Genomic DNA, 13,373 nt, shown 5'->3' with positions numbered 1-13,373 from the left:
AGTACCCCGCGTATCTTTCCGCAATCGCCGTTCGGGCGTTGGAAAAAAAATCTTTCTTTCGTTATTCCTCCATGTCGATTGGAGGGAGCATGAAAAAAATGACAATAAAAATGCCGAACGACATTTGTCGATCGGCTTATACATTCTATGCCTTCCGCGACGCGTCAAGGTCCTATGGAAGCATGAAGACGACAATCCGGCTTTCCGGTTCCATCTATCCTGCCAAACCAGAGGAGACACTGGTTGGATTCAGCAATTTCCCTACTGCGTTGTCTTTTCGAAATCTAAAGATCACCCTCGAAAGCTCGGACAAAATCATACATAGGGGTCCGGTGGAAGGCCACACGAACCTTTGCGGTAAACCATCCGCGCTGCGCGAAACAACATCTTTTAATGGTATTATTCTGAAAAAATCGCGCGGAGCGCGATTGGCCGCGCTGGCGACCGCCCTGTTCCTTTCCGGCCCGCTCGCCACGGCCCCCGCCCACGCGGGCATCGCCGAAAAGACCGTCGCCGCCTTGGAAGCTCTGGCAAGCAAGGGCAGTGCCCGCGCCCAATATGAGCTGGCGCAGCATTACGAACGGGCCGACGGGGTGAAGGCGGACACGCGGCTGGCCTTGTCGCTTTACTGCCGTGCCGCCAGACAGGATTACGCCGACGCCGCGCTGATGGCCGGACGCATGCACATGGCCGGTCTGGGTGGGGTGTCCAAGGATCCGGATCTCGGCCGCGCCTGGCTGCGCAAGGCGGCGGCACTCGGCAGCGAACAGGCGGAACGGCTGGTTGGAGGCGGCACGGGAGCCGCCGCCAAGACGCCCGACCGCTGCGAACCGCCCAACCTGCGCTGGGGCATCATCCGCAAGCCTCCGGCGGAAATCCGCGCCATGGTTCAGAAGATGGCGCCGACCTACGGCCTCGACCCCGAGCTGGTGCTGGCGGTCATCGCCGTCGAATCCGGCTACCGCGTCGATGTCGTGTCGAACAAGAACGCCCAGGGGCTGATGCAGCTGATCCCGGAAACCGCCGAGCGCTTCGGGGTGTCCGACCCCTTCAACGCGGAACAGAATCTGCGCGGCGGCATGAAGTACCTGCGTTGGCTGCTGGCCTATTTCGACGGCAACGTCGCCTATGCGCTGGCCGGCTACAACGCGGGGGAAGGGGCGGTCCTGCAATACAAGGGCATTCCGCCCTACCGTGAAACCCAGGACTATGTGACCAAGATCCGCGGGATTTACGCGCAGACCTACCATCCCTTCAACCGCGACGCCGTGCAATCGGCAGGTCTGGCCAGTGCCGCGCGGGAGGAGGTTGCGGAACTCTCGCTTTCGACCAAGGCGCGCAGCAATGGAAAGCGATAGGAACGGCAGATTGCGACTCGGAAAAATGCGACTCGGGCGACTCGGAGGGCGGTTGGTTAACACTTTGGTTATAAAATGAAGATTACCCTCTGGGCACGACGGATTTCGCAAGCAGGCGCCCAACGCGACGCCCTCCCCGCGTCACCCGCCGGCGTCTCACCCGCAACGTTTCATCCGAACGTTTCCCGAGGACCCGCCCGATGCCCATGGCCGCCGACGTCGACACCATCGAACGCACCTCCATCGTCGCCTACACGCTTCTGAACGAGCTTCACGATGTCCTGGCCCTGCCGAAGGCCCCGGATGACGTCACGCTGGGCATCCTGATGGGTGTGGCCATGTTCCTCGACGACAAGGTCGGCCCGATGCGCGCCAAGCGCCTGATGGGCGAGGCGCCGACCATCGTTCTGAAGACGGACGCGCATGTCACCACCGACCAGACCCAGCGCATCATGCCGGTCCTGCGCGCCTTCGGCGACCATCTGAAGGACCTGCGCATGAAGGCGGAGCGTCCGGTGAACGGCGCCGTCGGCTGATTGTCAGGCTGCTTGACCATTGGATGAAATGGGCGGAAGCTTTCAGCCCATGGACTGGTTTACCGGGGTCAGCATCGTCGCCATCACGGCCGGCGTGACCATCAGCGTCGTTGTGCTGGTGGCCGTCGGATCGATGCGCCGCAGCCTGAACGAGGGTGCGGCGCGGCAGTCCCAGCAAATCCGCAAGCTGACGGAAACGGTCACGACCCTGACCCAGCAGCAGCAGGCGGCGCAAACCCGCATCCAGCAACTGACCGACGCCAACCGCAGGCTGTCCGACGAGCTGTCGGCGCTGGGTGAACGGCTGAGCGATGCCGACGCGGTTCAGCGCGTGGCCGGAACGGCAAGGCTGCTCCATTGACCGCGACCTGCCAACCGGACGCCGCGCGTGAGCGGGGCCGCTGGGCCGCCAGCGCCGATGCCTGGGATCGCTGGGCCGATCCGATGGCCGATCTGGCCGACAAACTGAACCGTCCGCTCCTCGACGCCGCCGGACTGGCCGCCGGACTGGCGGAAGGCCGACGGCTCCTCGACCTCGCGTCGGGCGCGGGAGAGCCGGCGCTGAGCGCCGCGCGCCGCGCCGGCCCCGATGGGCTGGTGGTCGGCAGCGATCTCGTGCCTGGAATGATGGCCGGCGCGCTGCGCCGCGCCCGCGGCGCCGAAGGGCCCGCCCCCGCCTTCACCGCGGCCGACATGACCGCCCTGCCCTTCGCCGACGCCGCCTTCGACGCCGTGACCTGCCGCTTCGGCATCATGTTCGTGCCAGCGGTGGAAACCGCCCTGCGCGAGGTGCGGCGCGTCCTGCGCCCCGGCGGCAAGGCCGCCTTCATGGTGTGGGGACCGCGCGCCGGCAACGGCCTGTTCGCGGAGATCGGCGAGGTGGTGGCGGCGCATCTCGGCGAGGATGGCAGCCTTGACCCGCTGTTCCGCTTCGCCGAAGCCGGCCGGCTGTCGGCCCTGATGCGCGCCGCCGGTTTCGGCGAGACCCTGGAAACCGACCTGACGCCGGTCCGCAAGGCCCCCGCCGATCAACCCTTCTGGCGCGCCGCCCTGGACATGAGCTTCGGCCATCGGCTGGGGGATTTGTCGGCGGAGCGGCGGAGCGCGCTTGAAGCGGACATCGCCCGGCGCTTCGACGCCCGGGCGGTGGACGGCGTCGTTCCAGTGCCGTCCCATGCGCGGATAGTCGTGGCGTGGTAGGTTAGCCGCCTTCAGTAATCCTTTTCGTAGACCACGCCGAACTTCGTCTCCGAGTTGGCCCCGACCGAAGCGGTGCCCTTCAGGTTCTTGGTGATGTCGACCTCGACCTTGGCGCGGCTCTGGTTGGCGCCGATGCCCTGCTCGACGCCGACATAGACGCGGTCGCTGACATAGCGGCCTGCCTGCACGGCACCTCCCTTGCCGTTCTCCCCCTGGGTGAAGTCCAGCCGGTCGACACCCAGCCCCTGCCGCACCCGGTCGAGAAGACCGCCGCCGCCGCCGACCCCGGCCAGCGCCGCCGCCGACTGCGCGAGCTGGATCGCCTCGGCCGCGCTGAGGTCTCCCACCGATTTGCCGAACAGCACACCGGCCAGAACCTCGTCCTGCGGCAGTCCCTGGGGAGAGGTCAGTCCGAGCTTGGGCTGGCGCACGGTGCCGCCAACCACGACATCGGCGGTGATGCCGTTGGCGGTGGCCTCCGCCAGCAGGTCGAGCCGCGGGTCGATCGGCTGGGTGCCGTCGAAATCGAAGATGCCGCGCTTGAACTCGAAATTCTTCGCCAGCAGGTTCAGGCTGCCCTTCAGGATGGTGAAGCGGCCGGTCACCTCCGGCGCCGCGGCGGTGCCCTTGACACGCAAACTGCCGCCCAACTCCGCATTCAGCCCACGGCCGCGCACGAAGACCTGGTTGGGCGCGTTCACCGTCATGTCGAGCGCCAGGAGGAAGGGCGTGGCGGCGGGCGGCGCCTCCGCCGGTTGCGGCACCCGGCGGGTGCCGGCGGCGGTGGACACCTGCGTCGTGCCGCGGGCGCGGCGCCCCTTGCCGACCTCCGTCACCTTGAGATCGACGACATTGGCCGGCATGCGGTCGGGGACCTGGATCTCGGCGCGGCGGATGTCCACCGGCCCGGTCAGCCGGGCATTGGCGAATCCGCCGGTCAGGGTCAGGTTGGCGCCGATCTCCGCCGTCACCAGATCGATCTCCACCAGCCGGGCGTTGTCGGCCCGAAGCGCGATGTCGAGCTGGCGGTCGGCGGCCGCACCCGGCCGGATGACACCGCTGGCGCTAATGGCACCGCCGTTGCGGGTCCGGCCGCTGAAACTCTGGATGGTGAAGACGTCGCCATCGCCGGCCAGCCGCGCCTCGATGCTGGTGATGACGGCCCCCGACGCGCGGTTCTCGTAGCGGCCGTTCGCCAGCACCACCGATCCGCCGAGTGACGGCTTCTCCACCGTCCCGCCAGCCCGGATGTCCAGTTGAAGCGATCCGCGCGCCCGGTCGCCCGACGCGGACAGCAGGTCGTTCGCCAAAGACAAATCCACCGTGCCGTTGACCGACGCCTCCAGCGCGCCTTTGGGTGGAACGCCGATGGCGTAGCTGTCGGGATTCATCACCAGCGGAAGCGCCGCGTTGGCGGTCAGCGTGCCGGCATTCTTCGGCATGGCGACCCGGCCGGCCAGGGTCAGCCGGCGGTCGCGCCACTGGGCCTCCAGCGTGGCGTCGATGCCCGGCAATCCGGCCTGGGTGGTCTGCTGCGCCTTCAGGCCGCTGATCCGCAAGGTGGCGTCGGCGCGCGGATTGCGCAAGCTGCCGCCCAGCGACGCCCGCGCATCGGCGACGCCGTCCAGCAGCAGGGACGGGCTGGCCAGCTTCGCCAGCGCCAGCGGCAGCCGTTCGACCGACAGTTCCCCGCTCAGCCGCTCGCCGTTCAGGCCGAGGTCGGCGGCCAGCCGGGCAGCGCCCGACGACAGCCGCAACTCCTTCACCTCATAGCGGCGCTCGGCCAGCAGAATGGTGGCCGGGGCGGTCATCCGCAGCTCCTCCCCGGCATAGCGCGCCTGCAACCGGTCGAGCCGGATGCGCGTCGCCTCCCCCTCGCGCGCCAGCCCGCCGGCGAGGTCGAGGGCGAGCGGCTGCGCCCCGGCTCCGGCGGCGTTGACCTGGAAAGCGGCCTTCGCCAGCGATCCATCGACGGAGGCGGCGACGCTGCGCAGCTCGTTGCCGGCGGCGTTGCCGTCGGTCATCTCCAGCCGCGCCTTGCCGCCGGGGGTGCCGAGCGCGTCGGCGACATCGGCCCTGGCGGTCAGGCGGCGGGCGGTCAGCAGCGGTCCATCTTGCCCCTCCACCCGCAGGTTGGTGGCGTCGGCGGTCAAACTGGCCGCCTGCCTGCCGCTCCTGCCGTCCAGCGCCAGGGTGAAGCCGGCGCCCCCGCCGAGCGGCATCCCCGCCAGTTCCGACAGGCCGTTCAGGTTGGGCAGCTTGCCCTCCAGCCGTCCGGTGGCGAGCAGCGTGTCGAGCGCCACCTGCGCCTCGCCGGTGATGCGGTTGGCCCCATTGGCGATGGTCACCCCGTCCAGCCGCAGCGTCCGCTCGCGCAGCGCATAGCGCCCGTCGACCGACAGCGGCGTCCTGTCCAGGGTGGTTCGGGCCGACAGCGTGCCGTTCGGCGTTGCCGGCAGGCCGGCGGCGATCGCCTTGACCTCGGTGGCGCCCAGCCGGCGGCCTTGCACCACGAGGTCGCGGGCGGTCAGCGTCGCCTGTGCCTCGATGGCGTCGAGAGGACCACGGACGCTGGCCTCCAGCGTCGCCGCCCCCGCCATCGGGCTGCCGAGCGCCCCGCCCAGCGGCTCCAGCCTCGCCAGGGTCAGGCTGCCGCGGGCATCGACCTTGTTGTCGGCCAGCGCCGCGCTGCCGGCCAGCCTGCCGTTGCGGCCATCGACCGTCAGGGCGGTCAGCCGCAGGGCGCCGTCCGGCTCCATCCGCGCGGCGAGCGCCAGAGTTGCCCGCTCCCCCAGCACGGCGTCGGCGGGGGTACCGGTGGACAGGCGGTCGAGACTGCCGGTCAGCTCGGCGGCCAGCGTGCCGTCGGCGGCGCGCCTCACCGGTCCCGACAGCGCCGCGGCTCCCGCCAGCGGGCGGCCGGCGAGGCCCGACAGCGGGGCGAGGTCGGCGGCGTTCGCCGTCAGGGTCAGGTCGGCGCTCCGGCCCCAGCCGTCGATGGTCCCCTTCGCCTCGGCCCGCGCGGCGGCGGCGTTGAGCGCCAGCGTCGCCAGCCCGATCCGGCCGCCGCCGGCATCGACCCGGGCGCGGACCGCCAGGGTGGTTTCCGGCCCCGTCAGGCGCGACAGCGCCGGGTCGTCGGCGGCCAGGTCGCGCAGGGTGGCGTTCAGCGTGACGGTCAGCGCGTTCAGCCCGCCCTCGGCGGAGCCCTCGACCGCGCCTTCACGCCAGGACAGCGGCACCAGCTGGTGCAGGGTGGAGTCCGGCCCGGCCTGCAAGCTCCAGCGCAGCTTCAGACTCTTGTAGTCGGCCGCGACGTCGCCATTCACGGTGGCGTTCGCGGCGGCGGCGGTCAGCGCCAGCGGACGCAGGCTGAGGGCCCCCGACGGCGCCCGCAGGACCGTCGCGCTCAGGGTCGGGCTGGGGCCGATCAGCGGAGTCACCGTTTCCCCGGCCAACCCGGCGATCAGTGGCGCGATGTTGCCGCCGGCCGACAGCGTCAGGGCGTGCCCCTCCGGCAGCTTCCTGATCGCGGCATCGGCGGTCAGGGTCCCCGTCGGGGCGGTGGCCCCACCGGCGGCGGCGGTCAGCTTGCCGGTCCAGTCGTCCAGCGTGCCGTCGCCGGTCAGCGCCACTTCCACGGGCGGCAGGCCGGGCATCGACAGCGCGCGGGCGATGACGCCCTCGGCCGGCTCGGATGCGTCGACCGAGAGCTTCAGCGTGCTCTTGGCCGGATCGAAGACGGCGGCCAGTTCGGCCTTGCCGGGCTTGTCGTCGATGCGCGCCACCGACAGGTTGGCGTTCAGCGCCCCGCCGCCGTGCTCGAACAGCAGGGCGCCGGCGATGCGCAGCCTCGTCTGTTCACCCAGCAGAGCCGGCGCCAGATCCAGCCGCTCCACCACCAGCTTCTTCAGGTCGATGTCCACCGGCAGGCTGGGCAGCAGCGGGGCGTTCGGATCGGAAGGCGCCGGCGGCTGGGTGCTGATCGTCTGGGTGCTGACCGGGGCGCGGGTCACCGTGACGGACGCCGCCTCCAGCGCGTCGATCTGGGCGCTGCGCATCAGCAGGGCCGAGGGCGACAGCACCACATGCAGCCGGTCGATGGTCAGCCAGACGCCCTGGCTGTCGGCCAGCGTGACGGTGGCGATGGTGAAGTCGGTAGGAAAGCCGCCCTCGATCGCGCCGAGCTTGAGATGCATATCCGGCGATTCAACCGCGCCCTCGATCGTTCCGACCAGCCATTCGCGGGTGGAATCGCCGAACAGCGACCAGGCCCGCGCGGGCTGGGAACCCGACAGCAGGCCGGCAAGCATCGTCAGACCGATCAGAAGAAAGCGAACCGCCGTCACACCCTGCCCCTTCACCAGCCGCCCCATGTCCACAAACCGCAATACCCGCTCATCGTCCCGCCGGAGTGGGACGAAATCGCGTCATCAGAACGCCTGCCCCAGGCTGAGATACAACTGCCAGCGCGCGTCGCCGCTCGGCGGGTTCAGCGGAACGCCGATATCGACGCGCAGCGGACCGAAGTCGGTGTAATAACGCAGGCCCAGCCCGGCGCCGACGCGCAGCGGCTCGCTGAAATTGGGATAGGCCTTGTCATAGACCGTGCCGGCATCGACGAAGGGCACGATGCCGATGCTCTCCGTCACCTTGATCCGCAGCTCCGCCCCGATCTCGAACAGCGAGCGGCCGCCGGCCGGGTCGTTGAAGCGGTCGCGCGGCCCCGCCTTCTGGAAGCCGTAACCGCGCACCGAGCCGCCGCCGCCGGCGTAGAAGCGGTGGTCGGGCGGGATATCGCTCAGCGTGGTGCCGAGGATGCTGCCCAGCCCGATCCGCGCCGCGGCGACATAGCGCCCGTCCCGCCCGAGATCATAATAGGTGGAGCCGTTGAGCAGCACCGAGGTGAAGGGCGACTTGGTGTCGCCGCCCGCCGGGAACCAGGGCGTGACCTGCAACGACGCCCGCTGGCCCGAGGTCGGGTTCAACAGATTGTCGGTGCCGTTCCAGGCCGCCCCCAGCGGTACGCCGATGAAGGAGGTCTGATAGGTCCTGTCCTCCGTCCGCACCCGCCCGCGCTCGCCGGTCACGCCGTAGCTGACGGTCAACTGGTCGGTCAGCGGCCGTTCCAGCTTCACCGTCAGTTCCGAGGCGACGCGGCTGTAGGCCGGCGGCTGGTCGTTCACCACGGCGAAATTGACCAGCAGCGACTGCTTGACCGCCAGGAAGTCTGGCTTGCGGAAATTGACGCTGAAGCGCAGGTCGGGAAGGTCGTTGCTCTTGCTGGCGGTGCCGCCCGAGGATCCGGCGACCCGCCCGACATCGACGCCGACGCGCAGTTGCTCGGCCCCGCCGAACAGGTTGCGGTGGCCCCAATAGGCGTTGGCGCCCAGCCCGTCCTGGGTCGAATAGCTGACGCCGCCACCGATGAAGCGGCGCTTGCGTTCCCCGACGCTGACGATGACCGGCGTCACGCCGTCCGGTCCCGGCTCGTCCGCCATCCTGACGCGGACGGTGTCGAAGACCTGGAGGGCGGCGATGTCCTGCCGCGCCTTGTCGGTGGCGGCGGGATCGAAGACCTGCCCCTCCTTCCAGGCCAGCCGCCCGCGCACCAGATCCTCGTCGACCTTGTCCAGCCCTTCGATGCGGGTGGCGCCATAGCGGGTGAGCGGACCGGGATCGAGGCTGTAGGTCACATCCATCGTCCGGTCGGCATGGTCGACCACCACCTCGCGGTCCGACGCCTTGGCGAAGGCATAGCCGCGCTTGGTCAACCGGCCGACCAGAACCGTCTCCGCATCCAGCACCTTTTGCGCCACGGCCGGGGTTCCGGCCGCGAGGCCGAGATCGTCGGTCGCGATCCCGTCCGGCAGGGGGACACCGTTGGCGCCGCGCACCGTCACGCTCTTCAGGTGGTAGAGCGGCCCCGGCGTCACCGCCACCGTCACCTGGACCGGCGGCGCCTCCGCTGCGGCGGGCAGGGTGGCGGTCCCCGCCGGATCCCTGATGCCGATGTCCAGTCTGGCGTCGTAATAGCCGGCGGAGCGCAGGGCCGTCTGCAACCGGTCGCGGTCGCTGTCGGCCCGGCGCTCCAACCCGATCAGCGAGGGCGGGTGGTCGTCCTTCAGCTCCACCAGGGTTGAGGCGCCGCGCAAGGTGTCGCGCAGCCCGTCATCCTCGACGCCGGTGATGTCGACCTCATAGGCGATACCGGCGGGACGCACCTCCTCGTCCGCCGGGGCGTTGTCCGCCGACGGCGCCCCCTGGATGCCGTCGGCGGCGGCGTTCTGGGCGCGCCCGGCCTCCGCCGGCCCCAGCATCAGCAGGGCGGCGACCAGCGGCGCGGCGATCGGGGCCTTCAGCGGCATGGCGGCAATCCCAGGGGCGGCAATCCCAGGGGCTGCAACCTTGGGTGCAACAGCCGCGCGGCGGCGGGAAGCGGAAGCGAGACGGATCATCCTGCCCAATGTAGGATCCAATGACGCATGGCTCCATCCCGGAAATTCGCGTTAGGCCAAAGGGCACGGCGCTTGCGTTTTCGGCTGGGATCCATATATTGCGCCGCAACAGTTTCCCCGACAGCGCCCACCGATTTCTTTCGGCGGGCCTTTTTGTTGTTTGCGGCGAGGTGCTGCGTGTCGGGGGTGCCATTGCGAGACCAAGGCTCCATGAATCTCCGTAACGTCGCCATCATCGCCCACGTCGACCACGGCAAGACCACGCTGGTCGACCAACTCCTCAAGCAGGCCGGCTCGTTCCGCGAGAACCAGCAGGTGGCCGAACGCGCCATGGACTCCAACGACCTGGAGCGCGAGCGCGGCATCACCATCCTGGCCAAGTGCACGTCGGTCCTGTGGAACGACCTGCGCATCAACATCGTCGACACCCCGGGCCACGCCGATTTCGGCGGCGAGGTGGAGCGCATCCTCTCCATGGTCGACGGCGTCGTCCTGCTCTGCGACGCGGCCGAAGGCCCGCTGCCGCAGACGAAGTTCGTGCTGGGCAAGGCGCTGAAGCTCGGCCTGCGCCCCATCGTCGTGATCAACAAGGTGGACCGTCCCGACGGCCGTCCGCACGAGGTGCATGACGAGGTGTTCGACCTGTTCGCCTCGCTCGACGCCTCGAACGAGCAGCTCGACTTCCCGACCCTGTTCGCCTCGGGCCGCAACGGCTGGGCGACCACCGATCTGGAAAACGGCGCCCGCGAGACGCTGACCCCGCTGTTCGAGCTGATCCGCGACCATGTCCCGGCCCCGAAGGTCGAGGAGAACCTGCCCTTCAGCATGCTGGCGACCACGCTGGAGGCGAACCCCTATCTGGGCCGCATCCTGACCGGCCGCATCCTGACCGGCTCGGTCAAGGTCAACATGGCCGTCAAGTCGATGAGCCGCGACGGCAAGCTGGTCGAGAACGCCCGCATCAGCAAGGTGCTGGCCTTCCGCGGCCTGGAGCGCGTTCCGGTGGACGAGGCCCATGCCGGCGACATCGTCGCGCTGGCCGGCCTGACCAACACCACCGTGGCCGACACCATCTGCGCCCCGGAAGTGACCGAGGCGCTGGCCGCCCAGCCGATCGACCCGCCGACCCTGGCGATGACCTTCTCCGTCAACGACAGCCCGCTGGCCGGCCGCGAGGGCGACAAGGTCACCAGCCGCATGATCCGCGACCGCCTGTTCCGCGAGGCCGAAGGCAACGTGGCTCTGCGCATCGCCGACACCGAGGGCGGCGACGCCTTCGAGGTCGCCGGCCGTGGCGAACTGCAACTGGGCATCCTGATCGAGACCATGCGCCGCGAAGGCTATGAGCTGGCGATCAGCCGTCCGCGCGTGCTGTTCAAGACCGACCCGCTGAACGGCCAGCGCCTGGAGCCGATCGAGGAGGTCGTCGTCGACGTCGACGAGGAGTTCTCCGGCACCGTCGTGCAGAAGATGTCGGAGCGCAAGGCCGACCTGATCGAGATGCGTCCGTCGGGCGGCAACAAGACCCGCATCGTCTTCCACGCCCCGTCGCGCGGCCTGATCGGCTACCAGGGCGAGTTCCTGACCGACACCCGCGGCACCGGCATCATGAACCGCCTGTTCCACGGCTACGCCCCGTTCAAGGGCGCCATCGCGGCGCGGCGCACCGGCGTGCTGATCTCCAACAGCGACGGCACCGCGGTGGCCTATGCCCTGTGGAATCTGGAAGACCGCGGCCCGATGCTGATCGATCCGGGCGTTCCGGTCTACCAGGGCATGATCATCGGCGAGCACACCCGCGGCAACGACCTCGAGGTCAATGTCATCAAGGGCAAGCAGCTGACGAACATCCGCACCACCAGCAAGGACGAGGCTGTCCGCCTGACCCCGCCAATCCAGATGACCCTGGAAAAGGCGCTGTCCTACATCTCCGATGACGAGCTGGTGGAAGTGACGCCGAAGTCGATCCGCCTGCGCAAGCGCTACCTCGACCCGAACGAGCGCAAGCGCCACTCGCGCGCCGCCGAAGCCAGCTGATAACGGTTCGCATATAGGGTAGAGTACAGGCGGCGCCTGCCCCCCTGACAGGGAGCAGGCGCCGCCTTCTTTTTGCACACTGCAAGGATGTTTCCGCATGGCGATGGCGACCGACGCGAAGTCCCCCGGCTCCCCGTCCTTCCCTCTCCGCCAGTTGTGGTCCCGTATCGGCCCGGCCGGGCTGTTCGCCCCGGTCCTCGCGCTGCTGATCGCCCTGCCGATCCTCGCCGTCTTCGTCCAGGCGGCCGGCGTCTCCACCGATCTGTGGGGGCATATGGCACGGACGGTGCTTCCCGGCTACATCCTCAACACCGTGATCCTGCTCGGTATCGTCGGGGTGGTCACCCTGGTGACCGGTGTCGCCTGCGCCTGGACCGTCACCATGCACGACTTCCGCGGGCGCGGGGTCCTGCAATGGCTGCCGCTGCTGCCGCTGGCCATGCCGGCCTATGTGCTGGCCTACACCTACACCGATTTTCTGCAATATGCCGGGCCGCTGCAATCCTTCCTGCGCGCCACCTTCGGCTGGCGCCGCGGCGACTACTGGTTCCCCGACATCCATACCGCCTGGGGCGCCGGGCTGGTGCTGTCGTCGGTTCTGTACCCCTACGTCTATGTCCTGACCCGCGCCGCCTTCCTGGAACAGTCGGTCTGCGTGCTGGAGGCCAGCCGGACGCTGGGCTGCACCCGGTTCGGCGCCTTCCGCCGCGTCGCCCTGCCGCTGGCCCGCCCGGCCCTGGTGGCCGGCGTCGGCTATGCCCTGATGGAGACGCTGGCCGACTTCGGCGCCGTGCGCTATTTCGGCATCGACACCTTCACCGTCGGCATCTACCGCACCTGGTTCGCGCTGGGCGATCCGGCGGCGGCGGCGCAGCTCGCCGCCGTGCTGCTGCTGCTGGTGCTGGCACTGGTCGGTCTGGAGCGGCTGTCGCGCGGAAAGATGCGCTTTCACCAGACCACCGGCCGCTATCGCGCCCTGCCCACCCAACGCCTGTCGGCCCGCGGCACCCTGCTGGCCTGGGCGGTCTGCCTGACCCCGGTTCTGTTCGGCTTCCTGCTGCCGGGTGCCGTGCTGATCCGCATGATCCTGCGCGGCGGCACCGAGCTGACGCTCGCCCGCTTCACCGACCTGACGGTCAACACCTTCCTCCTCGGCGCCAGCGGCGCGCTGCTGGTCGTGACGGTGGCCCTGATGGTGATCCATGGCGCACGGCACGACCGCAGCGGATTCTCAACCGGGGCGGCGCGTCTCGCCTCGCTCGGCTATGCCACGCCGGGCACGGTGATCGCGGTGGGCATCCTCATCACCATCGGGCTGACGCGCGACTGGACCGGCTGGCCGATGGGCGCCATCCTCGGCACCACCATCGCCGGCATCCTCTATGGCTACCTGATCCGCTTCTTCGTCGTCGCCTACGGGCCGCTGGAGTCCGGATTCGCCAAGATCGGTCCCAATCTGGAAGGGGCGGCGCGCGCGCTCGGCCATACGCCGTCGCAGGTGCTGCGCCGGGTGCATCTGCCGCTGCTGCGGCCCAGCCTGCTCAGCGCCGCCATGCTGGTCTTCGTCGACATCACCAAGGAACTGCCGGCGACGATGATCCTGCGGCCCTTCAACTTCGACACGCTGGCGATCGAGGCCTTCCGCATGGCCTCGACCGAGCGGCTGGACGATGCCGCCCTGCCCGCCCTGGTGATCGTGCTGGTCGGTCTCGCCCCGGTCATCTATCTCAGCCGGACCATCGCCGCCTCGCGGCCGGGGCACGGCGGATAAGCCCCCCTGAGTC

The 13,373-nt window shown here is 69.3% G+C and carries 8 protein-coding genes; 6 read left to right on the top strand and 2 right to left on the bottom strand.

All coding sequences use genetic code 11. From position 1 onward, the window contains the following. Positions 1 to 428 precede the first annotated feature (428 nt). The 4 genes from AZL_RS06650 (at position 429) to AZL_RS06635 (ending at position 3,094) form a co-directional block, all read left to right on the top strand. Entirely contained in the window at positions 429 to 1,358 is a 930-nt protein-coding gene (locus AZL_RS06650; protein ID WP_247894300.1) for a lytic transglycosylase domain-containing protein, read from the top strand. A 200-nt stretch (positions 1,359 to 1,558) separates the two neighbouring features. After that, positions 1,559 to 1,894 carry a hypothetical protein gene (locus tag AZL_RS06645; protein WP_012973873.1) on the top strand — a complete coding sequence of 112 codons (336 nt, stop codon included), beginning with the start codon at positions 1,559 to 1,561 and terminating at the stop codon, positions 1,892 to 1,894. A gap of 49 nt (positions 1,895 to 1,943) precedes the next feature. Continuing rightward, the gene (locus AZL_RS06640; protein ID WP_148219240.1) at positions 1,944 to 2,255 is read left to right on the top strand and encodes a hypothetical protein; all 312 of its coding nucleotides are present in this window, start codon (positions 1,944 to 1,946) and stop codon (positions 2,253 to 2,255) included. Next, positions 2,252 to 3,094, top strand: coding sequence for a class I SAM-dependent methyltransferase (locus AZL_RS06635; protein WP_042442707.1), 843 nt, complete (start codon positions 2,252 to 2,254; stop codon positions 3,092 to 3,094). Before AZL_RS06640 ends, AZL_RS06635 begins: the two co-directional genes overlap by 4 nt. An 11-nt stretch (positions 3,095 to 3,105) precedes the next feature. Here the strand turns inward: AZL_RS06635 and AZL_RS06630 are convergent, their stop codons facing one another. Further along, the gene (locus tag AZL_RS06630) at positions 3,106 to 7,470 is read right to left on the bottom strand and encodes a translocation/assembly module TamB domain-containing protein (protein ID WP_042442705.1); all 4,365 of its coding nucleotides are present in this window, start codon (positions 7,468 to 7,470) and stop codon (positions 3,106 to 3,108) included. A gap of 57 nt (positions 7,471 to 7,527) precedes the next feature. After that, positions 7,528 to 9,462 (bottom strand): autotransporter assembly complex protein TamA, encoded by a 1,935-nt coding sequence (locus tag AZL_RS06625; protein ID WP_042442703.1) that lies wholly within the window; start codon positions 9,460 to 9,462, stop codon positions 7,528 to 7,530. A gap of 300 nt (positions 9,463 to 9,762) precedes the next feature. Between AZL_RS06625 and typA the strand changes: the two genes are divergently transcribed. Both typA and AZL_RS06615 read left to right on the top strand, forming a co-directional pair. Then, complete coding sequence (gene typA, locus AZL_RS06620; RefSeq protein WP_012973868.1) at positions 9,763 to 11,589, top strand: translational GTPase TypA; 1,827 nt, start codon at positions 9,763 to 9,765, stop codon at positions 11,587 to 11,589. Positions 11,590 to 11,686: 97 nt separating this feature from the next. Beyond that, the gene (locus AZL_RS06615; RefSeq protein ID WP_012973867.1) at positions 11,687 to 13,360 is read left to right on the top strand and encodes an ABC transporter permease; all 1,674 of its coding nucleotides are present in this window, start codon (positions 11,687 to 11,689) and stop codon (positions 13,358 to 13,360) included. The last annotated feature ends 13 nt before the right edge of the window (positions 13,361 to 13,373 follow it).

The sequence above is a fragment of the Azospirillum sp. B510 genome (assembly GCF_000010725.1).
Taxonomy (GTDB): domain Bacteria; phylum Pseudomonadota; class Alphaproteobacteria; order Azospirillales; family Azospirillaceae; genus Azospirillum; species Azospirillum lipoferum_B.
Note: the sequence above shows the minus strand (reverse complement) of the source record. Positions and strands in the feature narration are given on the sequence as shown.

Bases quoted from the DNA above. Each gene is read 5' to 3' on its own strand.
- AZL_RS06615 (WP_012973867.1), top strand. From the start codon at position 11,687: ATGGCGATGGCGACCGACGCGAAGTCCCCCGGCTCCCCGTCCTTCCCT.
- typA (WP_012973868.1), top strand. From the start codon at position 9,763: ATGAATCTCCGTAACGTCGCCATCATCGCCCACGTCGACCACGGCAAG.
- AZL_RS06625 (WP_042442703.1), bottom strand. From the start codon at position 9,462: ATGCCGCTGAAGGCCCCGATCGCCGCGCCGCTGGTCGCCGCCCTGCTG.
- AZL_RS06640 (WP_148219240.1), top strand. From the start codon at position 1,944: ATGGACTGGTTTACCGGGGTCAGCATCGTCGCCATCACGGCCGGCGTG.
- AZL_RS06645 (WP_012973873.1), top strand. From the start codon at position 1,559: ATGCCCATGGCCGCCGACGTCGACACCATCGAACGCACCTCCATCGTC.
- AZL_RS06630 (WP_042442705.1), bottom strand. From the start codon at position 7,470: ATGGGGCGGCTGGTGAAGGGGCAGGGTGTGACGGCGGTTCGCTTTCTT.